This window comes from Pedobacter nyackensis (genome assembly GCF_032678475.1).
GTDB classification, from domain to species: domain Bacteria; phylum Bacteroidota; class Bacteroidia; order Sphingobacteriales; family Sphingobacteriaceae; genus Pedobacter; species Pedobacter nyackensis_A.
Genome location: NZ_JAVTSF010000005.1, coordinates 158,651 through 185,013 on the forward strand (window position 1 = coordinate 158,651; position 26,363 = coordinate 185,013).

General features: G+C 39.2%; 18 protein-coding genes. 9 read left to right on the forward strand and 9 right to left on the reverse strand.

Going from position 1 to position 26,363, the window contains the following annotated elements; genetic code table 11:
* Positions 1-1,425, forward strand: coding sequence for a RagB/SusD family nutrient uptake outer membrane protein (locus tag R2Q84_RS17115; protein ID WP_316817801.1), 1,425 nt, complete (start codon positions 1-3; stop codon positions 1,423-1,425).
* A gap of 64 nt (positions 1,426-1,489) precedes the next feature.
* Entirely contained in the window at positions 1,490-3,952 is a 2,463-nt protein-coding gene (locus tag R2Q84_RS17120; protein ID WP_316817802.1) for a zinc-dependent metalloprotease, read from the forward strand.
* Positions 3,953-4,025: 73 nt separating this feature from the next.
* On the opposite strand, the gene R2Q84_RS17125 is transcribed toward R2Q84_RS17120, so the two are convergent.
* The 5 genes from R2Q84_RS17125 to murB all read right to left on the reverse strand — a co-directional run bounded on the left by R2Q84_RS17125 (position 4,026) and on the right by murB (position 9,230).
* On the reverse strand, positions 4,026-4,625 hold the full coding sequence (locus tag R2Q84_RS17125; protein ID WP_316817803.1) for a class I SAM-dependent methyltransferase: 600 nt from the start codon (positions 4,623-4,625) through the stop codon (positions 4,026-4,028).
* Positions 4,626-4,667: 42 nt separating this feature from the next.
* On the reverse strand, positions 4,668-6,593 hold the full coding sequence (locus tag R2Q84_RS17130; RefSeq protein WP_316817804.1) for an LTA synthase family protein: 1,926 nt from the start codon (positions 6,591-6,593) through the stop codon (positions 4,668-4,670).
* Positions 6,594-6,605: 12 nt separating this feature from the next.
* Positions 6,606-7,370, reverse strand: a complete 765-nt coding sequence (locus tag R2Q84_RS17135; RefSeq protein WP_316817805.1) for a phosphatase PAP2 family protein — start codon at positions 7,368-7,370, stop codon at positions 6,606-6,608.
* A gap of 123 nt (positions 7,371-7,493) precedes the next feature.
* A complete protein-coding gene (locus R2Q84_RS17140) occupies positions 7,494-8,024 on the reverse strand; it encodes an RNA polymerase sigma factor (RefSeq protein WP_316817806.1) in 531 nt (176 codons plus the stop codon).
* A 189-nt stretch (positions 8,025-8,213) separates the two neighbouring features.
* The gene (gene murB, locus R2Q84_RS17145; protein WP_316817807.1) at positions 8,214-9,230 is read right to left on the reverse strand and encodes a UDP-N-acetylmuramate dehydrogenase; all 1,017 of its coding nucleotides are present in this window, start codon (positions 9,228-9,230) and stop codon (positions 8,214-8,216) included.
* Positions 9,231-9,380: 150 nt separating this feature from the next.
* Between murB and R2Q84_RS17150 the strand changes: the two genes are divergently transcribed.
* The 5 genes from R2Q84_RS17150 (at position 9,381) to R2Q84_RS17170 (ending at position 16,333) form a co-directional block, all read left to right on the forward strand.
* A complete protein-coding gene (locus R2Q84_RS17150) occupies positions 9,381-9,992 on the forward strand; it encodes a TetR/AcrR family transcriptional regulator (RefSeq protein ID WP_316817808.1) in 612 nt (203 codons plus the stop codon).
* Positions 9,993-10,106: 114 nt separating this feature from the next.
* Positions 10,107-10,718: a TetR/AcrR family transcriptional regulator gene (locus tag R2Q84_RS17155; protein ID WP_316817809.1), complete on the forward strand. Its 612-nt coding sequence runs from the start codon at positions 10,107-10,109 to the stop codon at positions 10,716-10,718.
* A 7-nt stretch (positions 10,719-10,725) separates the two neighbouring features.
* Positions 10,726-12,066: a TolC family protein gene (locus R2Q84_RS17160; protein ID WP_316817810.1), complete on the forward strand. Its 1,341-nt coding sequence runs from the start codon at positions 10,726-10,728 to the stop codon at positions 12,064-12,066.
* Positions 12,066-13,133 (forward strand): efflux RND transporter periplasmic adaptor subunit, encoded by a 1,068-nt coding sequence (locus R2Q84_RS17165; protein ID WP_316817811.1) that lies wholly within the window; start codon positions 12,066-12,068, stop codon positions 13,131-13,133. Before R2Q84_RS17160 ends, R2Q84_RS17165 begins: the two co-directional genes overlap by 1 nt.
* A gap of 5 nt (positions 13,134-13,138) precedes the next feature.
* Positions 13,139-16,333 carry an efflux RND transporter permease subunit gene (locus R2Q84_RS17170; protein ID WP_316817812.1) on the forward strand — a complete coding sequence of 1,065 codons (3,195 nt, stop codon included), beginning with the start codon at positions 13,139-13,141 and terminating at the stop codon, positions 16,331-16,333.
* A 114-nt stretch (positions 16,334-16,447) separates the two neighbouring features.
* Here R2Q84_RS17170 and lpdA read toward each other — a convergent pair whose 3' ends face one another.
* The gene (gene lpdA / locus R2Q84_RS17175) at positions 16,448-17,851 is read right to left on the reverse strand and encodes a dihydrolipoyl dehydrogenase (RefSeq protein ID WP_316817813.1); all 1,404 of its coding nucleotides are present in this window, start codon (positions 17,849-17,851) and stop codon (positions 16,448-16,450) included.
* A gap of 74 nt (positions 17,852-17,925) precedes the next feature.
* Here lpdA and R2Q84_RS17180 point away from each other — a divergent pair, with 74 nt between their 5' ends.
* Both R2Q84_RS17180 and R2Q84_RS17185 read left to right on the forward strand, forming a co-directional pair.
* Complete coding sequence (locus R2Q84_RS17180) at positions 17,926-19,803, forward strand: CocE/NonD family hydrolase (protein WP_316817814.1); 1,878 nt, start codon at positions 17,926-17,928, stop codon at positions 19,801-19,803.
* Positions 19,803-21,461: a M1 family metallopeptidase gene (locus R2Q84_RS17185; protein WP_316817815.1), complete on the forward strand. Its 1,659-nt coding sequence runs from the start codon at positions 19,803-19,805 to the stop codon at positions 21,459-21,461. Before R2Q84_RS17180 ends, R2Q84_RS17185 begins: the two co-directional genes overlap by 1 nt.
* On the opposite strand, the gene R2Q84_RS17190 is transcribed toward R2Q84_RS17185, so the two are convergent.
* The 3 genes from R2Q84_RS17190 to R2Q84_RS17200 all read right to left on the reverse strand — a co-directional run bounded on the left by R2Q84_RS17190 (position 21,458) and on the right by R2Q84_RS17200 (position 26,301).
* Positions 21,458-22,072 carry a DUF2490 domain-containing protein gene (locus R2Q84_RS17190; protein ID WP_316817816.1) on the reverse strand — a complete coding sequence of 205 codons (615 nt, stop codon included), beginning with the start codon at positions 22,070-22,072 and terminating at the stop codon, positions 21,458-21,460. The two genes, R2Q84_RS17185 and R2Q84_RS17190, sit on opposite strands and share 4 nt — an antisense overlap.
* Positions 22,073-22,259: 187 nt before the next feature.
* Positions 22,260-23,486: a 2-oxoglutarate dehydrogenase complex dihydrolipoyllysine-residue succinyltransferase gene (gene odhB / locus R2Q84_RS17195; RefSeq protein ID WP_316817817.1), complete on the reverse strand. Its 1,227-nt coding sequence runs from the start codon at positions 23,484-23,486 to the stop codon at positions 22,260-22,262.
* Between the two features lie 19 nt (positions 23,487-23,505).
* A complete protein-coding gene (locus tag R2Q84_RS17200; RefSeq protein ID WP_316817818.1) occupies positions 23,506-26,301 on the reverse strand; it encodes a 2-oxoglutarate dehydrogenase E1 component in 2,796 nt (931 codons plus the stop codon).
* Positions 26,302-26,363: the final 62 nt, after the last annotated feature.

Sequence of the window (26,363 nt, forward strand, 5' to 3'; positions counted from 1 at the left end):
ATGACAAGGATTTATAAATTACTCACATTATTTATTGCGGCCGGGGCTCTGTTCTTGATGGGGAGCGGCTGTAAAAAATTTGCCAATGTAGAACCTGCATCTAATATTTTTGGGGCTGCGGAGGTATTTTCCAGTGATGCCACATTAAACAGTGGTATAGCAGGTATGTACAGCACAGCCTTATTCAACTATGGAGATCAGTTTCAAACAGACCAAGCTATTTGCCCTGGCCTTTTATCAGATGAATTAGAAGTGGTTGGAACCAACCTGACATACGAACAATTTTATAAAAACTCGATTAATGCAAACAGCGCCAATATCAATGCGTACTGGACAGCCATGTATAAAGTAATTTATACGGCCAATGCAATAATGGAAGGCACTGCACTTAACAAAGAAAATATTTCGCCTAGCCTGGACAGTCTTGCCAAAGGTGAAAGTCTTTTTATGAGGGCATTTTGCCATTTCAACCTGGTAAATTGGTTCGGTGATGTACCTCTGATAATAACGACCGATGCTAATGCAAACAACAGGGCCTTAAAAACCCCTACAGCAGAGGTTATGCAAAAGGTAATAGAGGATCTTAAAACAGCGAAGACTTTGTTAAGAAAGAATTACTCTGCATCTGCCAGTAACAACCGCACGCGGGCAAATAAATTCGTAGCTACTGCCCTGCTCGCAAAGGCCTATCTGTACACAAACCAATGGGCTTTGGCCGAAGCAGAAGCCAGTTCTGTGATTGGAGAAACCCAATTATATCAACTGCTCCCTAAAGCTGATATCGGCAAAGTTTTTTACCTGAATTCATTAGAGTCCATCTGGCAAATGAGTAATACTTCTACAACGGGGCTTAGCAGTTTGAGAGGATACACGGCTCTGGGTTTTTATTTTGCTAGTCAAACTGTTCCGCAAATGGCTATAACAACTGAGCTTAAAAACTCTTTCGAGGCGAACGATGTTCGTTTCACAACCTGGACAAGGGCGGTCCCATATACTAATGGCACCGTTACCGAGACAAAATTTCTGCCAAACAAATACAAGAACCAATTCTCTGGTACCCCTGCAGAGTCTTTCAGCTTTTTACGTTTGGCAGAACAGTACCTTATCAGAGCGGAAGCCAGGGCACAGCTAAACCAGCTGGGTACGGCTGCAGACGATCTGAATGCCATACGTAACCGCGCCAATATTGGCAATACATCTGCAAGCACAAAAGAAGACCTCTTACTGGCAATAGAGCAAGAAAGAAGAGTTGAGCTGTTTACTGAAACCGGACATCGATGGTCTGATCTTAAAAGAACTGGCAGGATCAACCAGGTGTTGGCTACCAAGCCAGGATGGTCGGACTCAAGATTGTCATTCCCCATTCCTTCAATTGAATTACTGAACAATCCTAACCTCGTACAAAACGACGGCTACGGAAAATAACCATTTATTATTTTAACACAGGTTGTGTCATAAATAAGGATACAACCTGCTAAAAAACATACACATGTATTTAAAATTGATTTCCCTGTTTTTATTAATGGGTGTTTATAGCGTGAGTGAGGCCCAGAATAAAACAACAGGTAAAGCTCCCCTTCCCTATGCAGAAGTGATTACTGCTAAAGCAGTGACTACAACAGGAATGTTTAAAGTCCACAAACAAGATGACAGATACCTATTCGAAATCCCTGACTCATTGTTGGGAAGAGACATTTTAGTAGTCAACCGAATATCTCGCTCGGCAGTAGGCCTAAGGATTTCTTATCCATTCCTTGGCCATGCCGGCGATGAAATTGGACAACAGGTGATCAGGTTTGAAAGAGGCCCAGGCACCAAAATGCTGCTCAGGGGTGTTTCTTATCTTGAAAAGTCAGCAGATTCATCTAAAAATGGGATGCACCGCTCTGTCATTAATTCGAATATTCAGCCCATCATCTCCTCTTTTGACATAAAGGCTTTTTCGCCGGAAAAAGATAAATCGAGAAGTAGTGTGATTGATGTGACTGATTTTTTTAGTGCGGACAATGAAACTGTCGCATTTGACGGGTTAAAGAAAAAAATCCTTACGTTAAATGACATGATTTCAGACCGTTCGTTCATCGACACGATCCGTCCACGCCCCAATACGATAGAAATCCGGACAATTAAAACATATAACAAAAAGCGTTCTGAGCCAATGGCAGTCTCTTTGGGGGCAGGTCCGCAGCCTGTAACTTTTGAACTAAACTGCTCAATGTTGTTACTGCCAAAAAAACCTATGAGAATCAGGTTTGAAGATCCCCGCGTAGGATATTTTACATCAACATACACTGACTTTGATGTGCACCCACAAGGTGTTGAAAAAGCTGCTATAGTTTCTCGTTGGCGCTTGGAACCAAGAAAAGAAGACATTCAGAAATACTTGAAAGGAACTTTGGTTGAGCCTGCAAAACCTATTGTATTTTACATTGATCCCACAACACCTAAAAAATGGGTTCCTTATTTAATTCAGGGAGTAAAAGACTGGAATATTGCTTTTGAACAAGCTGGTTGGAAAAATGCCATTACAGCAAAGGAAGCTCCTGTTAATGATCCAAACTGGAGCATTGAAGATGCATCACACTCTGCCATTGTTTATAAACCTTCGGATATTCAGAATGCAAGTGGCCCAAGTATTGAGGATCCACGTTCAGGTGAGATTTTGGAGTCGCACATCAACTGGTTTCATAATATCATGAACCTGGTACACGACTGGTATTTTATTCAGGCTGCAGCGATTGACCCTGAGGCTAGAAAAATGATTTATTCTGATGAGTTAATGGGTGAATTGATACGTTTCGTTTCCTCACATGAAGTTGGACATACCTTAGGCCTCCAGCATAATTTCGGGGCATCCAATATGGTTCCGGTTGAAAACCTCCGTAATAAAAAATGGGTAGAAGCAAATGGACATACACCATCTATTATGGATTACGCGCGGTTTAACTATGTAGCACAACCCGAAGACAACATTACCCAAAAAGGAATATTTCCCCGAATTGGCGCATACGATAAATGGGCAATAGAATGGGCTTACAGATGGTTTCCCGACAACAAAACAAAAGAAGAAGAAAAAGCATTTTTAAACAACTGGGTATCAAAAAAAATCGCGGCAGATAAACAACTTCGTTTTATGCCGTCAATGGGCGTTAAGGACCCAAGGCTGTTATCAGAAGTTCTTGGTGACAATGCTATGAAGGCAAATACTTATGGGATTAAAAACCTAAAACGTATCATGCCCCATTTACTGGAATGGACCAGAGAGCCAAATGACGATTACAAAGGCACAGAAAGGATCTATAAAAAGCTGGTTGATCAATATAGGTTGTACATCAATCATGTGCTGATAAATGTTGGAGGTGTTATGGCTACAGCTTCATTGACTGATGAAAATAAACAAGTTTTCGAATTTGTTCCTAAAGCCACTCAAAAGGAAGCAGTAACCTTCCTTCAGGATAATTTGTTTACCACACCTACATGGCTTATCAGCAAAGAAATTTTCCAGAAAACAGGGACCAGTGACCGAAGTACAGTTGTATTCCTTCAAGAGTCTACACTAAGTACATTATTAAACAAAGCCACTTTTAAGGGCCTCATGGATTTCGAGACCATTGATCCGGCCAATGCATACACAGTCGCAGAGATGGTGAGTGATTTGCAAAATGGAATATGGTCGGAACTGCCTCAGAAAAAAGCGATCGATGTTTACCGTAGAAGTCTTCAAAAACTATATACTGAGCAAATAGTTGCAATACTAAATAGTAAAGGTTCCAGACAATCTGCAATGCTGAGCACAATAGACGATTCTTTTTCAATTGTAACCGGACAGGCAAAAAAATTAGCAAAAGCAATAGAAACTGCTTTACCCTTTATGACTGATGAAGCTACAAAGCTCCATCTACAGGATATGCAAGAACGCTTATCAAAAGTTCTAAATCCACGTAACGCATAAAATTGAAAGTTGATTTAGATCCGTTTACCGGATAAAGAAAGGGCAAACAGAAGAAATTCTTGTTTGCCCTTTTTTATACATATTGTGCCATCCAAACGGTAGCACCACCACAATCTGCATCATCCATAACATGTTTCAACACTTTAAAACCGTGCTTTTCCAATACTTCTTTATAGGTTTCTGTACTCAATGAAGCATGAAACAGGTTTTCACCACCATTCATCCCCCAGGCTTCTCCGTACTCCGTTCCAGATGTAAAAAGTAAAACGCCATTGGGTTTTAAATGATTACTAAAGGTTTCAAACATTGCAGGCTGATCTGCTGCTGGTAAATGAAAAAAACTATGCCAGGCAATTATTGCATCAAACTTCTTGTTTAGGTACAAATTACGCATGTCTGCAAGCACAAACTCCGTTGAAGGAAAGTTTTTCTGCGCTAAAGCTAACATTTCAGTGCTGCCATCAACACCAACAACGTCCAAGCCTCTTGTGATAAGATATGCTAAAATAGGCTTCCCTGTTCCACAACCAAGGTCTAAAACACTGGCACCCTTATTCAAAAGACCAATCATTTCATCAAGGTATGCCTGCTCCATTAAACCACCATAACGATTTGTGGCAAACCAGGCTGCTATTTTATTATATACCTCAAAAACATTTTCACGATTTTCCATAGTGCGAAGTATGATCAAACGTAAAAGATAAAGTTAGGATTATCATTTACTATACAAATGATTCTTATACAAATAGGACGCAACCTGATAATTTGAAACCGCTTCTTTGATCAACGTTTCATCAGGTTCCGTCAAGACTGCCGCACCGGTACCAAAATCAGGAATAAATGTTTTAGTCTTTTTATTGGGATCCAGAATAACAAGCTTGCCATTTTTAATATACCCCAGACTTTGATAAGTACTGATAAAAGCCCGCTCCTGACCTGGCTTCACTTTAAATATATCCTGTCCAAAAAACTTACTCGTATAATCCATATTTAGAAAACCAAGAATAGTTGGAGCTACATCTATCTGTGCCGTTAACTTTTCAAAATTTCCAGGTGCAATATGACCAGGTGCATAAAAAATCATAGGAATATGATACTTATTAACCGGAAGCTCCACTTCACCCGCACTTGATGCGCAGTGATCTGCCACAATAACAAACAGGGTATTCTTAAACCAGGGCTTTACAGAAGCCTCTTTTATAAAACGACCAATTGCATAATCAGTGTACTTCACCGCTCCTTCCCTATTCGTATGAGAAGGAATATCAATTCTACCTTCGGGATAGGTAAAAGGACGATGATTAGATACAGTCATAATGTGCGAAAAGAACTTTTTATGATTACTAAAATCCTCATCAGCGAGGCGTAGCGAAAGGGTAAAAAGATCTTCATCCGCAACACCCCATATATTTTGATAATGAATATCGGCATCTTTGATTGCCTTACGATCGGTAACATCATAACCATTTTCGGAGAAAAAAGCATTCATATTATCGAAATAACTATATCCACCGTAAACATATCTGCTATGGTATCCTTTCGACCTGAAGATACTTCCTAAAGAGAACAGCCCTTTATTTTCAGGACGTTTTATAATCGACTGACCAGGAGTTGGCGGTATAGAAAGAGCCAGCGCCTCCAGGCCCCTGACTGTACGTGTACCAGAAGCATATAAATTGGTAAACAACAGCCCTTGTTTAGCAAGGGTATCTAATTCTGGTGTAATGTGTTGGGTGTTTCCAAAATGCGTCATAAAATCGGCACTAAGGCTTTCCACACTAATCAATACGACATTCATCTGCCTTTCTATTCCAGGATTATCAACCTTTCTAAGCGTAAACTTAGTAGCCTCTCCAATAGTCGCGCTATCTGAGCACAACTCCTTCCTAATTATTGATTCAGCCTCAGCAATAGGTAAGGTTTTGTAAAACGTTTCGTAATCCAGTTCATTGTTCCAAAACGCATTACCAAAATCATATATACCATTGCCTGCAAGCTCACTTACATACTGGTTGTTACTAAAGTACTTCCATTTATGATTAAACAAAAAGTAAACCGCAACCGGGACACAAAGCAGCAAGATAGCAACTGCAGTACGGTGCTTAAACCGCATTACATTTTCATCGTGCTTCCAAAAATATCTTCTCAGCACAAAAAGCAAAACAGCGGAAAATAGTGCAATAAAAATCAGGATGGTGTTCACAGGATAAGACTGCCTGATGTTTCCAATAACCTCGGTGGTGTAAACCAGGTAATCAACGGCAATAAAATTATAGCGAACAGAGAATTCCTCCCAAAAAAACCACTCTGACATAGCATTAAACAATAAGGTACTAATAACCACCAGGAAATAAAGCAGCAACAAAACGCTGTTGATTTTTTTCCTGTACCATTTATCTGGCATTATCCAGATGTACAATATCAATGGTACAACAGCAAATGAGGCCGCGGCCAGATCGAATAAAAGGCCGATCAAAAAGATGCCCAGGAGATTAAAAAATGACCAGTCAACATGCTGTCTCGAACTAAAAAGCAGGACGATCCTGGTAAGCAGCGACACAGCGCATAATATTAACGTAGCTAATAAAACAGGACTAAACCTGTGTTGAAAAAGTTGTTTAATTTTGGTTTTAAAAGTCATTATATGGATCGCTTAAAGCTTATGAACAAATGTAAAGCCGGTATGTCCATCCTGATAAAAAGGAACCATAACGGTTTGATTTGATTTACTAAGAAACAATTTATCTCTTATATAAGGATATACCCAGTAAGAAATTTTAGTAGAAAGCATGCCGTAACCGGCCCCGGCAACCACGTCGCTTAACCAATGCGCACTGTTATACAAACGTAAACCTGCTGTAGTTAAAGCCACAGAGTACCCCATTACACTATACCATGGCGACTGATCCTTATATTCCTGGTGCATAAACTCTGCAGCCATAAATGCCATAGCGGTATGTCCTGAGGGAAAAGATTTATCATTTAAACCATTTGGCCGCATTCGATGTGTAAGGTTTTTGGTAATACTTGTCGTGCCAGCCATTATCGCAGTCGACAAAAGTAAGAGTGCGGTCCTGTCCACAAATTTATGTTTACTCCTTACCCCTGCCAGATCCAATCCATAAACTGCTGCAATCGGCGCATAACGAAGATAATCATCTGCATGATAACCAAAACCAGGATGATCTTCTCTCAATTCATAATTTGTTTCAACATCAAGGTTATGTAACGGCTTTATGTAAGGAGCACTAAAGCCATAGGCGATAAAAACAGAAGGAACAACGATTCGCGTCAGCTTTAAGGCTTTATATTCAAGATCAGCATATCTATGCTTTTCATACAGCGTATCTCTCTGCTGAGGATAAACGAGAAACGAGCAAAAACATATGATTAATATAAGACAATATTTAACTGACACTTTACACTCAATATAATTAAACTACAGACAACGCTAAACTAAATTAAAAATCTGTAGAAAATCTGAATTAAAGATAAAAAAAAGACACCCTAGGGTGTCTTTTTTTCGGATCAGACAATGACTCTACACCATTTCTGTGCCCAAAATCTCTTTTGAATAGGTTTTCAGATATTTTTTAAGGATCTGGCGAGCAACATGGATCCTGGTTTTAACTGTTCCTATCGGAATCTCCAGCATCTCCGCAATTTCATGATATTTATAGCCCTCAAAATATTTAACAAAAGGAATATAATATTCAGGTTGCAGAGTTGACAATGCTTTATTGATATCGCCGATTATAAATTTGCTTTCGCTTGTATTTACTGTGGCGCTGTAGTGTAAATTTGCAGAAGATATATCATCTGATTTTGTAATTAATGCATTTGTTTTTACCAAACGCCTATAATTATTTATGAAGGTATTCTTCATAATTGTAAACAACCACCCTTTTAAATTCGTACCGTCTTTGAACTTACCATAATACGTAACTGCCTTAAGCATTGTATCTTGCACCAAATCATTCGCGTCTTCTGCGTCTTTAGTAAAGTTTAAAGCGAACGACTGCAACGATACTGAATGGTCATGTAACTGTAGATTGAACTCATTTTTTGTCATAGTGTTTTAATTTTAGGGTTAAAAAAACAAACAAACATTTCATTGAGTGAGTGGCGCTCAAAATTTGTTTAATAATACATACTAAATCATACACAAGATATGTACCAAAAACGCAGATTCTATATTAAGAAATTAAGATTCTGTATTAAGAAATTAATTATGGGGGTTAAAACATATTACAGCGGCATATTACAAAATATTTACTTCCCTTTCAAGCATTATGCCAAATTTTATATATACAGTTTTTATTATTTCTTCCGAAAAAGCATACACCTCCTGTCCTGTTGCCGCTCCATGATTAACCAAAACAAGGGCCTGATTTTTCCAGGTACCCGTGTTCCCAACTACCTTGCCTTTAAAACCACACTGTTCTATCAACCATCCCGCAGCCAGTTTTATTTTATCGTTTGGTGCAGGATAATGAACTACATCGGGAAACTTCTCAATAACCTCATCAAACAGAGATTTTTCAATTACGGGGTTTTTAAAGAAACTACCTGCATTACCAATAGTCGACGGATCAGGAAGTTTACTTACCCTAATAGCAGCTACCACAGACGACACATCAGCAATTGTAGGCTGATCTATATTTCTGTTCAGTAATTCCGCTTGTATAGCGCCATACTGTGTATTGATTTTTGCCTTCCTGCTTAGCTTAAAACTTACGGCAGTGATAATATATCGACCCTTTAATTCATTTTTGAAAACACTATCCCTGTAACCGAACTTACAATCATCAAACTCAAATACCTGGTGATTACCTGTAGTAATCTCATAGGCCACACAAGAATAAAATACATCCTTAAGCTCGACACCATACGCTCCAATATTCTGAATAGGCGAAGCGCCTACAGTACCAGGGATAAGGCTTAAATTTTCTACTCCGGCAAAACCGTTTCCTACACAATAGTTTACAAAATCATTCCATACCACCCCTGCCCCCGCAGTTACGATCACATCATCACCTGCATCAACAAAAGAGATTCCAGGAATACTCACCTTTATCACCAGGCCATCAAAATCTCTGGTAAATAAAAGATTACTTCCTCCACCCAAAACCAACATCTGTTGCTCTTTAACAATCGCCATACTTAAAAGGCCCTTTAAATCGGCTTCATTAAAAACTTCAGCAAAAAAAGTTGAACTGGCAGCGACACCGAAGGTATTGTAAGGCTTGAGGGAGATATTTTCCTGTAAGATTGACATAAATAAAATTAGATATACAGCACAAATGTAATTGTTAACAGTTGTAATAAACATGTTAAAAGCAATATTTAAAAATTTTGCCTATTTTTCGGCAGCATTGTAAAAACGCATATATTAAAACTTATAACAAAGAAGAATTGTAGTTACTTTATGGAAAATCAGGATAAAAAGAAAGGTATTATTATTGAAGCTGCGTTGAAGCGGTTTGCTCATTATGGTTTATCAAAAACCACAATGACGGAAATAGCAAAAGACGTATCCTTCTCTAAAGCATTACTTTATTATTATTTCCCTGACAAACTAAGTCTTTATGTTTGTACCATAGAACACCTGATGCAAATCATTAGCAGAGACCTTGTAAAATCAATTGACAAAACAAGTACTTCTACTGAAGGGATTTTTAAATTACTGCAAAAAAGACAATACTTTATTCAAAAATATTACACCCTGATGGAAGCAACACAGGTTATTGCTAATGAATTACCCGATGATCTGTATGAAAAATTCAGTAAAGCCCGCGCATTCGAAACAATTATAATCGGTTCATTATTCAACCGGGGGATTGCAAGCGGCGAATTGGCAATGGAAGATGTTAAACTGACTACTGAAATATTTCTTGATGCACTGTCCGGTATACACTTCAATATTATGTCCAAAGACAAGAACATATTCCCTGGAAAAGAGCAGTTTAAACAAATCTTTTTAAAGGAAAAAGTCTTTGCAGAGGTCTTCCTTCAAGGATTAAAACCTAAATCCCTATAAAAAAAGTCATCAAATTGTAAGTTTACCGCCATTTTCGGACTAAAATTCCGTATGTAAAATTATGGCAGTATTTTTGACCCTTCAAATGAAAAAGTCAGAAAGTAAAAAAGTAGAATGGTAGAGACAGATAAAAAAAGAGATGTAATTATTGAGGGGGCTATAAAACGTTTTATTCATTATGGAATTAACAAGACTACAATGAATGAAATTGCTGAGGATCTTTCGGTATCCAAACCTTCATTGTATTATTATTTCCCTGATAAAAGCAGCCTTGTACTTGGCGTAATTGAAAAAATATTTAATGATTATTTTGAACTTGTAAACCAGGTTCAATCGGGAAACCCTTCCCTGGAAGGATGTATGACTACCCTGATAGAGATCAGACATCGATTTTTTCAAAAATACTACATGATGCACTTGTCGGGAAATACCCCGGACTCTTCACTCAATTCAGAAGAGCTTAAAGGACATTTCATAAAAATGCGCACCAACAATATACAATTGCATGCAGATATATTTCAGTTGGCTATAGACAAAGGTGAAATTGCACCTACTGAAGCTTACAAAACTGCCGAGCTTTATCTTGACAGCCTTGCGGGAATTACTTCGCTGTGTATTATGCATGGAAACAAGGAATTGTTCCCGAGTAAAAAAGAAATGAAAAACATCCTGGACAGACAACTTAGCCTATCCGCAATATTTATTAAAGGACTAAAACAACAATAAACTATATATGAATACAATAATTAAACAGATGAAAATAATCCCTGTATTGCTACTAGGTTTATTGTTATCGAACACAGTAAGTGCCCAGCAAACGCTTACATTAAAAGAAGCACTCAATTATGCGGTACAAAACAGTGTAAAAGTACGTAAGTCAAAATTAGACATTGATGGCGGAAGATATAAAACAGAGGAAATTAGAGCCCAGGCCTTGCCACAAATTACAGGTACTGCAGGCTTAACCTACAACCCGATTATCGGAAAACTGGTAGCAGACTTCGGAGGTGCACCACAATCCATTAAACTGGGACAGAACTGGAATTCATCTGCCGGGATTCAGCTTTCACAACAATTGTTCAATCAAACGGTCTTTACAGGATTGCAGGCTGCAAGATCGAGTGAAGAATATTACAACCTTGTTTCTCAATTAACAGAGGAGCAAATCATTGAACTGGTGGCCAATAATTATTATTCAGTATTGGTAAACAGGCAACAATTGAATGTATTGGACACCAATATCAAAAATGTAAAAGCGATAGAAAAAATCATAGCTACCCAATATCAGAGCGGCTTAGCGAAAAAAATTGATGTGGATCGTATTAAAGTCAACATTACCAATTTGCAGACACAACGCGAACAAACCTCAAATGCAATTACACAATTAGAAAACCAGTTAAAGCTATCTATGGGAATGCCTGTGCATACTGAGGTCAACTTACCTAAGACTGAGCTCGCAGAAGTTACCCAATTGCCACAGTTCACAGATTCTCTTTCATTTGCTAACAGAACTGAAATAAAGATTTTAGACACGCAGGACAAATTATACTGGCTACAACGTAAAGCTTATGTATCTGAGTACTATCCTTCATTAGCCTTGACGGGGAACTATACCTACTCCAGTCAAAGTGGTGGTTTCGATTTCTTAAGCTCTAACAACACCGCTATTGGTTTTGGCGCCTCCGCTGTTGGCCTGACTTTAAAAGTGCCAATTTTTAACGGTTTTTTAACGCGTTCAAAAATCAGACAGGCCGATGTTGACATCAAAAAAGCAAAAGAAGACAGAAGAGAGTCAACAAACTCTCTGAACATGGCCTATGAGAATGCTAAAATTCAATTGAGAAATAGCTTAAGTACAATAACCGCACAAAAGCAGAATGTTCAACTAGCTGATGAAATATATAGAAGTACGCAAAACAATTACAACAATGGCCTGGCAAATTTAACCGACCTGTTAGATACAGAAACAGCATTAACAGAAGCACAAAACAGCTATAACCAGGCATTGTTAAATTACAAAATTGCCGAAATACAACTAATCAAATCAAACGGAAATATAAAATCGCTATTATAATGAAAAGAGTAATAATTACTGCCTTAGTAATCATAGTTGCCCTGGCCGGAATTGCCATGGTGTTAAATAACAACAAAAAGAAAAATGAAGCAAAAACTGCATTTATCGCAGAGGGAGGTGGTGCTGTTGCCGTTCGGGTTGCAACAGTGGAGAAAAAAATAGTCGACCTTGACTTCAGCACTAATGGTACATTTGCACCTAAACAAGAACTGATCTTCAAATCAGAAAATGCAGGCAGGGTAACCAAAATATTTGTAGATGAAGGTGACCACGTAACTAAAGGTCAGATTTTAGCCCGCATTGACGCAGAAATTATTAATACAGACAGAGAGACTGCGGAAGCAAACTATCAGAATGCATTGAGAGACGAAGCAAGATATCAGAGTTCCTATGCAACTGGTGGTGTAACCCAACAGCAATTAGATCAGGCTAAATTGGCGACTCAAAATGCAAAGTTACGACTTCAGGCTAACCAAAGAAGAGTGAGTGATGCAAACATCAAATCTCCGATTAATGGTATCATCAATAAAAGGTTCATTGAAGTTGGTGCATTTGTTAATACACAGGGAAGTGATATGTTTGAAATTGTAGACGTTTCTAAATTAAAACTAAAGGTAAACGTAAACGAATCACAAGTTGCGCATCTTAAAGTTGGCGACAAATTGGAAATTAAATCATCTGTTTTTCCTACAGAATCTTTTAATGGGATAGTAACATTTATCGCGGCGAAGGCTGATGCAAGTTTAAACTTCCCGATTGAAATTGAAGTAGACAACAACGCTAAAAATGGGCTTAAAGCCGGTATGTATGGAACCGCAATATTTAACTTCCCTAAACAGGCACCTAGCATTTTAGTTCCACGTACTTCATTTGTGGGTAGCGTGAGCAGCAATCAGGTATTTATTTTAGATACTGCAACTAATACATCTAAACTACGCAAAGTAATTGCAGGTCGTATTTTAGGTGATTCTGTTGAAATTCTTGAAGGATTAAACGAAGGAGAAACTGTAATTACAAGCGGACAAATCAACCTGGCTGAAGGCACTTCAGTTAGTATCGTAAAATAAAGAAAATGAAGATAACAGACATTTCTATAAAGCGGCCCTCTTTGGTAATTGTAGTTTTTACTGCACTTACCTTACTGGGGCTATTGAGTTACTTTTCGTTGGGTTATGAGTTATTACCGAAATTCTCAAACAACGTAGTATCTATTTCAACTATCTACCCTGGAGCTTCACCAGCCGAGGTAGAAAATACCGTAACCAAGAAAATCGAAGATGCCGTATCTTCAATGGAAAACATTAAGAAAATTAACGCGGTTTCCTTCGAAAGTTTATCAACAGTTACCATTACTTTAACTGATGCGGCAAACATAGATATTTCCTTAAATGATGCGCAACGTAAAGTAAATGCCATCCTTTCGGAATTACCTGAAGATGTAAAAACACCTTCATTAAGTAAATTCTCCTTAGATGATTTACCGGTTATTACCATGTCTGCCTCGGCAAAAATGGATGATGTAAGCTTTTATGATTTAATTGATCAACGGATTGCCCCGGTAATTTCAAGGGTTAACGGTATCGCTCAGGTTAACCTGATTGGTGGCTCGGAAAGAGAAATCCAGGTATCTTTAGATGCCAACAAATTACAAGGATACAATCTTTCTGTACCTCAGGTACAACAAATGATTTTAACCTCAAATTTAGATTTCCCTACAGGAAGTGTTAAAACGGCAAATCAAGACGTATTAATCCGTTTATCTGGTAAATATAGAAACCTAGATGAGCTAAGAAATCTTGTTTTAACCACATCAAAAGCAGGTGCGCAAATTCGTTTACGCGACGTTGCCGATGTACAGGATTCGCAGAAAGAAACTGAAAAATTAGCCCGTATCGATAGAAAAGGCGCCATCGCTATTCAGATTATTAAACAAAGTGATGCCAATGCGGTTGAAGTAAGTAAAGGCGTTCATAAAATCATCGAAAAACTTAAGGTAGAATATGCAGCCAACAATCTTGATATTAAAATCGTTAACGACAGTTCTATTTTCACATTAGAATCAGCAGATGCGGTTATCCACGATTTAATGCTTGCCGTTGTATTGGTAGCATTTGTAATGCTATTCTTCCTCCATAGTTTACGAAATGCATTAATTGTAATGGTATCTATTCCGGCATCGTTAATTGCGACGTTTATTGGTATTGAATTATTTGGCTTTACCTTAAACCTGATGTCATTATTAGGACTATCACTCGTAGTTGGTATCCTTGTGGATGATGCCATTGTAGTTCTGGAGAATATCCAGCGACACATGGAGATGGGCAAAAACAAAGTAAGAGCAGCTTCTGATGCGACAAGGGAAATTGGTTTTACCGTTGTATCTATCACCCTGGTAATTGTTGTTGTATTCTTCCCTATTGCGGTAAGTACAGGGCTTGTGTCGAACATTCTCCGTCAGTTCTGTGTGGTAGTAATTATCGCAACCATGCTTTCCTTGTTAGCTTCATTCACCATTGTACCATTATTATTCTCAAGATATGGTAAACTGGAACGTATTGAAGGTAAAAACATGTTTGGTCGTTTTATCTTATGGTTTGAAAAACAATTAAGAAAATTCACCTTATGGGTTACAAAGATCTTAACCTGGTCATTAAATCATAAAAGACGTACGATGGCTGGCGTTGTTGTGATGTTTGTCGCGGCTATGTGGTTAGCTGGAGCCGGTTTTATCGGATCAGAATTTTTCCCTAAATCTGATAAAGGGGAATTTTTAATTCAAATTGAATTACCTAAAGATGCACCTCTGGAACAAACCAACTTTTACACACAACGTGCCGAAGCATTTTTAGATAAACAACCGGAGATTACGCAAATGATCACTACAGTTGGTCAGGCCAGTGGAGATTTTGGTGGAACTCAGGCTACAGCTTACAAATCTGAGATCAACGTAAAATTAGTTGACCGCAAGGAACGTGAAGGTGTTTCATCAGACATTTTCGCAACCAAAATGAGTCGTGCACTAGCCAAAGAACTGGTAGGTGCAAAAGTTAAAACTGTACCAATTAGTATTTTGGGTATTGCAGAAAATGCACCAATACAATTAGTGGTAATGGGTTCTGATCTGGATAGTGCATTAAAATATGCCGAAGGTGCACAAAAAGTACTGGCAACAATTCCAGGTGCTACAGAGATCAAATTATCTGTGGAAAAAGGAACCCCTGAGATTAACGTTCAGGTTGACCGCGATAAAATGGCCGCAGTTGGCTTAACCCTGGCAACGGTAGGCTCTACTATGCAGACTGCTTTTGCGGGTAACACTGATGGTAAATACAGAAAAGGCGAGTACGAATACGACATCAATATCCAGTATCAGGATTTCAACAGGAAAAATGTTGATGATGTACGTAACCTGATTTTTATAAATGACAGAGGAGAGCAGATTAAACTATCGCAATTTGCGGCAATCACTGAAGGATCAGGACCAAGTCAGTTAGAACGTTTAAATAAATCTACATCAGTATCTGTTAAAGCACAATCTATCGGTAGACCAACAGGAACCGTAGTTGCTGATTTCCAAAAGAAACTGGAGGAACTACAAAAGGATGGGAAGTTAAAAGCTCCTATTGGTGTAAGCTACACCTGGGCAGGAGATCAGGAAAACCAGTCTGAAGGTTTCGGTACTTTAGGTATTGCCCTAATGGCATCTATCATCTTAGTCTACTTAATTATGGTGGCCTTATATGATAGTTTTGTTTATCCTTTTGTGGTAATGTTCTCCCTGCCACTGGCATTGATCGGAGCTTTCTTAGCACTGGCTTTAACAAATAACTCAATCGGTATCTTTACCATTTTAGGTTTTATTATGTTAATGGGTCTGGTAGCGAAGAATGCGATTATCCTGGTCGATTTTACCAACCACATGAAAGCAGAAGGAAAATCAACAACGGAAGCGTTAATTTTAGCTAACCACGCTCGTTTACGTCCAATCCTGATGACCACAATCGCCATGATTTTTGGTATGTTACCTATCGCATTAGCGAGTGGTGCCGGTGCCGAGTGGAAAAATGGTTTGGCCTGGGTTATCGTAGGCGGATTAACCAGTTCGTTATTTTTAACGCTGATTGTTGTCCCGGTTGTTTACCTGGTCTTCGATATTATATTGGATAAATTAGGCTTCAACAAAAAAGGAAAAACAATTGATGAAATGCTGGAAGAACCTTATGATCATAAGGATGTGTTAGAATATGATCTGGATCACGGTCATTAGTCTTTCAAACTAATCAATAAAAAGAGGAACCCTGACACGGTTCCTCTTTTTTTATATCCACAAAAAAACCCGAAGATTAAATCTTCAGGCTTTTACGTAACCTATCAGAGTCGACTAAATATGTATCGCCCTGTTTTCAGTTGCAGCCATAGCTGCTTCTTTTAACGCTTCAGTATAAGTTGGGTGTGCATGACAAATTCTTGCAATATCCTCAGCAGATGCACGGAATTCCATAGCAACAACTGCCTCAGCAATCATATCAGCAGCACGCGGACCAATCATATGAACACCTAAAATTTCATCCGTCTTAGCATCAGCCAACACCTTTACAAAACCATCCGTATCCATACTTGCTTTAGCACGTCCACTTGCTTTGAAAGGGAACGAACCAGCTTTATACTGAACACCTTGTTCTTTTAACTGCTCTTCAGTATAACCTACAGAAGCAACTTCAGGCCAGGTATAAACAACACCCGGGATCAGGTTATAATTGATATGTGGTTTTTGTCCGGCAATTCTTTCAGCAACATATACACCCTCATCTTCTGCTTTGTGCGCAAGCATTGCTCCTTTAATTACATCGCCGATAGCATACACACCTGGCACAGCAGTCTCCAGATGATCATTTACAGGGATTTTATTCCCTCTTTCTTCAGTTTTGATACCGATATTTTCTAAGCCCAATCCTTCGGTATAAGCAGTACGGCCAACAGCAACAATACAATAATCAGCATCGAAGCTTACTTCTTCACCTTTCGCATTGGTTGCAGTAACCGTTACTTTTTTGCCTTTAGTAGTAGCACCTGTCACTTTATGGCCCATAAAGAACTCCATACCAAGTGATTTTTTCAATACACGTTGCAGTTCTTTACCTAAACCAGCATCCATAGTACCGATAATAGACGGCATGAACTCAATTACAGAAACTTTAGTTCCCAAACGAGCGTAAACAGAACCTAACTCCAAACCAATTACCCCGCCACCAATTACAATCATTTGTTTTGGTACTTCAGTAATGTTTAAAGCTTCTGTAGAAGTAATGATACGTTTTTTATCAATTGGTAAGAAAGGCAATGCTGTAGGTTTTGAACCTGAAGCAATGATTACATTTTTAGCCGTAATCGTTTCAGATTTACCATCCTTAATGATCATTATCGTGTTTTTATCCACAAAAGAACCAACACCTTCAAAAGAATCGATCTTGTTCTTTTTAAATAGATACTGTATACCAGCTGTATTTTGAGCTACCACATCGTTTTTACGTGCGATCATTTGCGGCATATCAACTTTTAAATCTTTTAAGTTGATACCGTGCGTTTGAAAAGTATGTGTCGCATTATGAAAATGTTCTGACGAGTCTAACAAGGCTTTTGATGGAATACAACCTACATTTAAACAGGTTCCGCCAAAAGTTTTATATTTTTCTATAACTGCCGTTTTTAAGCCTAACTGGGCGCATCTGATTGCTCCAACATAACCGCCCGGGCCCGAGCCAATTACAACTACATCGTATTGCATATTAAGGATTTTTTTTGCGTAAAGTTAAGAAACATTAACCAATTCCATATATTTAAGCGACTAAAACTCCGTCTATGTTCCCTGTAAAATCTTTGTGGTTTACCATTTTACTTTTATTTGCAAGTATATCTCTATTTGCACAACAAACCGACTCAGCTTACATCCGTCAGCACTATACCAAAATAGAACGGCTTATCCCCATGCGTGATGGGATCAAGCTCTTTACGGCTATTTATATCCCAAAAGATAAAGATAAAAAATACCCTTTCCTACTGAATCGTACACCTTACACGGTTTCCCCATACGGAGAAAACAACTATAAAACCAGTCTGGGTAATTTCCCTGCCGAAATGAAAGAAGGGTTCATCTTTGTATACCAGGACGTAAGAGGTAAGTGGATGAGTGAGGGCGAATTTGACGATATCAGACCACATGTGGCAAAAAAGAAAAGCAAAAAAGACATCGATGAGAGTTCAGACACTTATGATACGATCGACTGGCTGCTAAAAAATATAAAAAACAATAATGGTAAAGTCGGAATTTATGGTATCTCCTACCCAGGGTTTTACAGCACAACTTCCTTACCGGGTGCACATCCGGCATTAAAGGCCGTTTCTCCACAAGCCCCCGTCACCGATTGGTTTATTGGTGACGATTTTCACCACAACGGAGCCCTGTTCCTTAACGATGCCTTTAGCTTTATGAGTAGTTTCGGCGTACCAAGACCCAAACCCATTACCCCCGACAAAGGCCCTAAGGGATTTAAGTTTCCTATTCAGGATATTTATCGTTTTTACCTGGAAGCGGGATCTGTTAAGAATTTAAAAGAAACATACTTTGGTGATAGCATCCGATTTTGGAACAATCTTTTTGCACACCCTAACTTGGACACCTTCTGGAGGGCCAGAAGTATTGAACAACACCTTACTAAAGTAAAACCTGCGGTAATGGTAGTTGGTGGATTCTTCGATGCCGAGGATGCCTACGGAACTTTTGCAACCTATAAAGCCATTGAAAAACAAAGCCCTGGTGCCAACAATATTCTCGTAGCGGGCCCATGGTTCCATGGAGGCTGGGTACGCGGCGACGGCAGCAGCTTTGGCGACATCAATTTTGGTCAGCCGACCAGCACCTACTACCAGGAAAAATTTGAGCTTCCTTTCTTCAAATATCATCTGAAAGGTGAAGGCAGTTTTACTCCGGCGGAAGCTAACATATTTTTAAGCGGCAGCAATGAATGGAAATCATTTAGCGCATGGCCTCCCAAAGAGACTGAAGAAAAGACACTTTACTTCCAGCCGAACGGGAAACTGAGTTTCGATAAAGTAAAGCGGACAGATAGCTGGGACGAATATGTGAGTGACCCCAATGCACCTGTCCCATACCAGGAAGGCGTTCAATCCCGAAGAACCCGGGAATATATGATAGACGATCAGCGCTTTGCTGCCCGCAGACCTGATGTTAAAGTTTATCAGACAGAGGTGCTAACAGAGGACATTACCTTAGCAGGCCCGGTGCTGGCAAACCTGGTTGTTTCTACAACAGGTACAGATGCAGATTATGTAGTGAAATTGATAGATGTATATCCGGAAGATAGCCCGGCCCCATCTCCCAACCCACGTAATATTATTATGGGCGGTTACCAAATGCTGGTACGGGGCGAAATCATGCGCGGTAAATACCGCAATAGCTTCGAAAAACCAGAGCCTTTTGTACCCGGAATGGTAACTAAAGTAAACTATGCACTTCCAGATGTTGCACATACCTTTAAAAAGGGGCACCGAATTATGGTACAAGTACAGAACTCATGGTTTCCACTAGCGGATAGAAACCCTCAGAAATTTATGGACATTTACCAGGCAGAACCTCATGATTTTCAGAAGGCAACACACCGAATCTTCCATGATGTAAATAACTCATCTGCCCTCACGCTAACGATATTAAAACCATAATGAGAAAGGTCATATACTATTTCCTGTTCATCCTGATCACGACAAACTGCGCAAATGCCCAGCTGATGCAGGGAAAGCAACAGTTTTCAAAGGCAGACACCCTACGTGGGACCTTAACACCATTACGCAGCTGCTATGACATCAACTATTATCACCTTGATGTTAAAGTTGATATTCAAAATGAATTCATCAGTGGTAGTAACGAATTTAAATTTACTGCAACACAAAATTTCAAAAAACTACAATTTGACCTGTTTAGCAATCTAAAGGTTGAAAAAGTAATTTATAACGGAAATTCACTGCCGTTTAAGCGTGAGTTTAATGCTGTTTTCATAACCTTTCCCCAGGAAATAACAAAAGGATCGAAAGACAGCTTTACTGTATTTTATGCTGGAAATCCTGTTATCGCTAAAAACCCGCCATGGGATGGTGGCTTTATTTTCAGTAAAGACAGGTCTGGTAATCCATGGGTATCAGTAGCCTGTCAGGGATTTGGAGCAAGTAGCTGGTGGCCAAATAAGGATCATCAAAGTGATGAAGTAGACAGTATTCTGATCAGCATAAGTGTACCTAAAGGTTTGCAGGAAATCTCCAATGGCAAACTGCGCAGCATAAAAGAACAAGCGGATGGCTATACGCAATACAACTGGTTTGTAAATAACCCTATCAACAATTACAACGTCACATTATACATTGGTAAGTACGCACATTGGACAGATCAGTACGATGGGGAAAAGGGAAAGCCTGAATTAGATTACTGGGCCTTAAAGGAAGACAGTACGCGCGCCCGTCCACATTGGGATGCAGACGTGAAACCCATGTTAAAATCTTTTGAGCATTGGTTTGGCCCTTACCCTTTTTATGAAGACGGATATAAACTTGTCCAAGCCCCACACCTTGGTATGGAGCATCAAAGTGCAGTAGCTTATGGCAATAACTTCAAAATGGGTTATCAGGGTAATGACTTGTCCGGTTCTGGCTGGGGATTAAAATTCGATTTCATCACCATTCATGAAAGTGGGCACGAGTGGTTTGGTAATAACATTACCACGAAAGACATTGCTGACATGTGGGTCCACGAAGCTTTTACAAATTATTCCGAAACTTTGTTTACCGAATCAACATCAGGAAAAGAAGCCGGATCAGCCTACGTTATTGGAATCAGGAAGAACATAAAAAATGACAAGCCGATCATCGGTATATATGGGGTAAACCAGGAAGGTTCCGGGGACATGTATTACAAAGGAGCAAATCTTGTGCATATGATCAGACAGCTGATCAACAACGATGAAAAATTCAGGAATATCCTAAGAGGGCTAAATAAAACCTTTTACCACAGTACGGTCACGACACAGCAAATAGAAGGTTACATCATCAAAGAAAGTGGTTTAAAGCTAAACAAGGTGTTTGATCAGTACTTAAGGCATACCAATATACCTACACTGGAGTATCGGGTCAATAATGGAGTACTTAAATACCGATGGATTGCTGATGTAAAAGACTTTGATATGCCTATAAAAGTAACACTTAAACCAGGTAGCTTCAGTTTCATTACGCCTTCTGCCAATTGGAAAACGACCACCATCGATAAATCAATTAGCGGTAAGTCTTTTAAAACAGATCCTAACTTTTACATTAACATCAAATCAGCCAACTAAAACCTGGTATAGAAAGCCAATTGGATGGCATTGTTAATGGTATTCGTAGAGCGCCCGTTAATAAATTGATTTAAGTAACCTGCTTCTACATCAAAACTTTTGGTAAACCGGTAACCAGCTGCCGCATATGCCCGGTTTTGATCAAACAATTTACCGTTTAACTTCGCTTTGTTTTGAACATTGAAGAACAATTCATTCTGCAATGCGACAAACGGGCCTTGCACAAACGCCTCTTTAGGACCAAGAACAGGAAGAGTAGCTCTAAAAAAATATCTGAACCGCTGTGAAAAGACATCCCCTCCAGCGGTTTCCATAAAGCGCTGCTCTAACCGAAAGCGATGTTGTGCATACACAGGTTTAATCCTATGTGTGTAAATATATTGCTCCCAGATCCGGTGCTCCGTCAGTGTATTATTTGCTGCCCCGTCATTCTTTAAATAAGTATTAGTCAGTAAATACCCTACAGTTGCATTGCTATTTTTATTGATATAGTGGGTAACACCTGGCCTAAAGAGGAAATTCCTAATGCCATCCCAATCATCTGCGGTTCTCAGCTGGACATCAAGATGCATCCCCCACTTATCATTAATTTTGGTACTATTTAAAAACATAACCCACCCAGAATTTTGGTTTACATTCTGGGAAAAACCATTCAGTACAAAAAGAGCAAGAAAAAAGGTAAAGATTAAACGCTTCATATGCTTAGGATCAGATCAAAGCACTAAAATAGAAAACAAATCCCATAAAAAAGGTTCCAGAGATCATCCGGAGCCTTTTCTTATTCAATATTTTACAAAATTATACGCCTAAAAGCAATCTTGCCGGATCTTCTAATAATTGTTTAACCCTAACCAGGAAGCCTACAGACTCTCTTCCGTCTATAATTCTGTGGTCATAAGATAAAGCAAGGTACATCATCGGACGTACTACAACTTCTCCTTTTTCAGCAATTGGACGCTCAATGATATTGTGCATTCCTAAAATAGCCGATTGAGGCGCATTGATAATTGGTGTAGACATCATTGAACCGAAAACACCACCATTGGTAATAGTGAAAGTACCACCAGTCATTTCCTCGATAGTTAATTTGCTATCGCGTGCTTTGGTAGCCAGTTCGATAACAGTTTTTTCAATTTGAGCCAGGCTCATACTTTCTGCGTTTCTGATGATTGGCACAACCAAACCTTTAGGTGCAGAAACAGCAATAGAAACATCTACGAAGTCATTGAATACTACCGACTCGCCGTCAATGCGTGCATTTACTGAAGGGAAATCCTTCAATGCTTCACAAACAGCTTTTGTAAAGAAGCTCATGAAACCTAAACCTACGCCAAACTTTTCTTTAAACTGATCCTTATATTTTCCACGCAGATCCATAATCGGCTTCATGTTCACCTCATTAAAGGTGGTTAACATAGCCGTTTCATTTTTAACAGCAACCAAACGTTTTGCTACTGTTTTACGCAATGGCGACATTTTTTCTTTGCGCTCATTCCTTGAACCCGCTACAGCTGCAACAACAGCCGCTTTTGGTGCCTCAGCTTTAGCAGCAGGGGCAGTTTTTTGTGCGTTTAAAGCATCCTCTTTGGTAATTCTGCCATCAACACCAGTACCTTTAACAGCAGCAGGATCAACACCTTTTTCAGCAAGGATTTTACCCGCTGAAGGAGAAGGCGTACCTGTTGCATAACTTTCGTCCGACTTCTCTGCTACCGGAGCAGCAGTTTTATCTGCCGTTGCAGCCGGAGCGGCCGCAGGTGCAGCTTCTGCTTTAGCTTTTGGCGCAGCACCACCATCTTCAATTTTACAAACTACAGCACCTATTGCCAAAGTATCACCTTCAGCTGCTACTGTTTTTAAAGTTCCGGCTTGTTCTGCAGTAAGTTCAAACGTTGCTTTATCAGACTCTAGTTCTGCTATCACTTCATCCATTTCTACTACATCACCATCATTTTTCACCCAACGGGATAAAACAACTTCGGTTATTGACTCGCCTACTGGCGGAACTTTTATTTCTATACTCATAACACCTGTATTATTTTTTCTAATCTACATTAAACACTTTACTCACAGACTTCTTTGCAATCTTCTGTTCTTGTTCTGTAACAGCCATTTCAAAAGCTTTAGCTAAAATATAAGCCTGCTGATCTGCATGTTGTTTTGCAAATCCTGTAGCTGTACTGCTGCTTTCTTTTCTTGAAACCAATTCAATATCACTAAAGATAGTCCTTCTCAACCTGCGCAACAAGTAAGGCCATGCGCCCATGTTTTCAGGCTCCTCCTGAACCCAAACGGCTTCCTTAGCATTTTTATATTTCTTATATACAGCCTCCATTTGCTCAACAGGAGTTGGATACAATTGCTCTACACGAACAATAGCCACATCCTTAGTCTGATCCTTTTGCTGTTTTTCTAACAGTTCATAATAAATTTTGCCTGAGCAGAACAATACTCTTTTTACATCAGCCGCTTTCACATTGCTGTCGTCAATAACCTCCTGGAATTTTCCTTCGGTAAAGTCAACCAATGGCGACACGCATTGCGGATGACGTAATAAACTCTTAGGTGTAAACACAACCAAAGGCTTTCTAAAATCACGTTTAAACTGTCGGCGCAATGCATGGAAGAAGTTTGCAGGTGTAGTACAATTGGTTACCTGCATGTTATAATCCGCACAAAGCTCCATAAAACGCTCAATCCTTGCAGATGAATGCTCAGGGCCTTGTCCTTCATAACCATGTGGCAATAACATCACCAATCCATTTTCACGTTGCCATTTTGTTTCCGCACTCGCAATATACTGATCCACTACAATTTGAGCTCCATTAAAGAAATCACCAAACTGGGCTTCCCAAATCGTCAGGGCATTCGGGTTAGCCATCGCATAACCATACTCAAAACCTAAAACACCATACTCAGATAAATGTGAATTATAAATATCAAATGGTGCCTGTTGGTCAGAAATATTTGCCAATGGGATATATTCTTCTTCCGAATCTTCTAAGGTGATTACAGCGTGACGGTGGGAGAACGTACCACGTTCCACATCCTGTCCACTTAAACGTACCCGTTTACCTTCGGCAAGCAAGGTACCATAAGCAAGTTGCTCACCCATAGCCCAATCAAATATATGGGTAGTGTTTGCCATTTTACTACGCTCATCAAAAAGCTTTTCAATTTTCTTGAAGAACTTTTTATTAGCAGGTAATGTACTTATTCTTTTTGCTATCTCTAATAAGGTTGTTTTCTTCACCGCAGTTACCGGTGAGCTTTCAAAATCCTTAGGCGTAGCAATACGCATATCAGACCATGCACCACCAAATTTAACATCCTGGTAAGTAGAAGTAATTGCTTTAGCTTCATTCAGGCGCTCTTGCAAAAGACCACGGAATTCCTTTTCCATTTCTTTTGCCGCACTTGCTTCGATTGAGCCTTCTTTAACCAATTGATCGATATAAATATCTCTTGAATTGGCATGTTTTTCTATTAATTTATAAAGTAGTGGCTGCGTAAATTTCGGCTCATCAGATTCGTTGTGTCCAAATCTGCGGTAACATAGGATATCAATAAATACATCATTTTTGTATTTCTGACGGTACTCCATCGCCAGGTTAATGGCGTAAACCAAAGCTTCAACGTCGTCTCCATTTACATGGAATACCGGCGATAAAGTTACTTTAGCGATATCGGTACAGTAAGTACTGGTACGCGCATCTTTAAAATTCGTTGTAAAACCTACCTGGTTGTTAATAATCAGGTGAATCGTACCACCTGTTTTATAACCGTCCAAACCAGCCATCTGGATTACTTCGTACACAATGCCTTGTCCGGCTACCGAAGCATCACCGTGAATTAGAATTGGTGCAATGCGGGCATTATCACCACCATATTTAAAATCTATTTTAGACCTGGTCATACCTTCAACCACTCCGTTCACTGTTTCCAGGTGTGAAGGGTTCGGACAAAGACTCAGGTGTACACTCTTGCCATCATTTGTAGTAACGTCTGTAGAATAACCCAAATGGTATTTAACATCCCCACCAAAAGGTGAATCAGCACTATAACCTTTCCCTTCAAACTCCGCGAAAATGTCTTTATAAGATTTCTGCATGATATTAGCGAGAACATTCAAACGTCCTCTGTGTGCCATACCAATTACAAATTCTTCGATACCAAGATCTGCACCTTTTTCAATTACTGAATCCAATGCCGGAATCAAAGCCTCAGCCCCTTCTAATGAAAATCTTTTCTGACCAAGGAATTTCGTTCCCAGGAAATTCTCAAAACTTACTGCCTGATTCAGTTTGGCTAAAATGCGTGTTTTTTCACTAATTGAAAAGCTTGCTGTATTCCGCACACTTTCCATCTTATGCTCCAGCCAGGAAAGGATTTCCGGTGTACGCACATATTTATACTCTACACCTATCGAACGGCAATAGGTTTGTTTTAGAACAGCGACAATATCACTTAATTTTGCGGCACCTATACCAAGTTCAACACTGGCATTAAAAACAGTATCAAGATCCGATTGGGCTAAACCAAAATTCTCCAGATCTAAAGTAGGTAAATGCTGACGTCTTTCTCTTACAGGGTTAGTATGCGTAAACAAGTGACCACGCTGGCGATAGCCATTGATCATATTTAACACATTTACTTCCTTTAAAAAGTGGTCAGGGGCTTCAGCGCTAACAGAAGTACCGGAAGAATCTCTTCCAAAGTCAAAACCTTCAAAAAATTTCTGCCATCCAAATTCAACAGAATTTGCGTCTTCTCTATAAGATTGGTATAAGGACTCTATGTATTCGGCATTTGCGCCGTTGAGATAAGATAAATTATCCATTATGTTTAAGTATGCTATAAGTGATGCAAAATTAGGATTTTACCTTATAAAACAGGCAATAT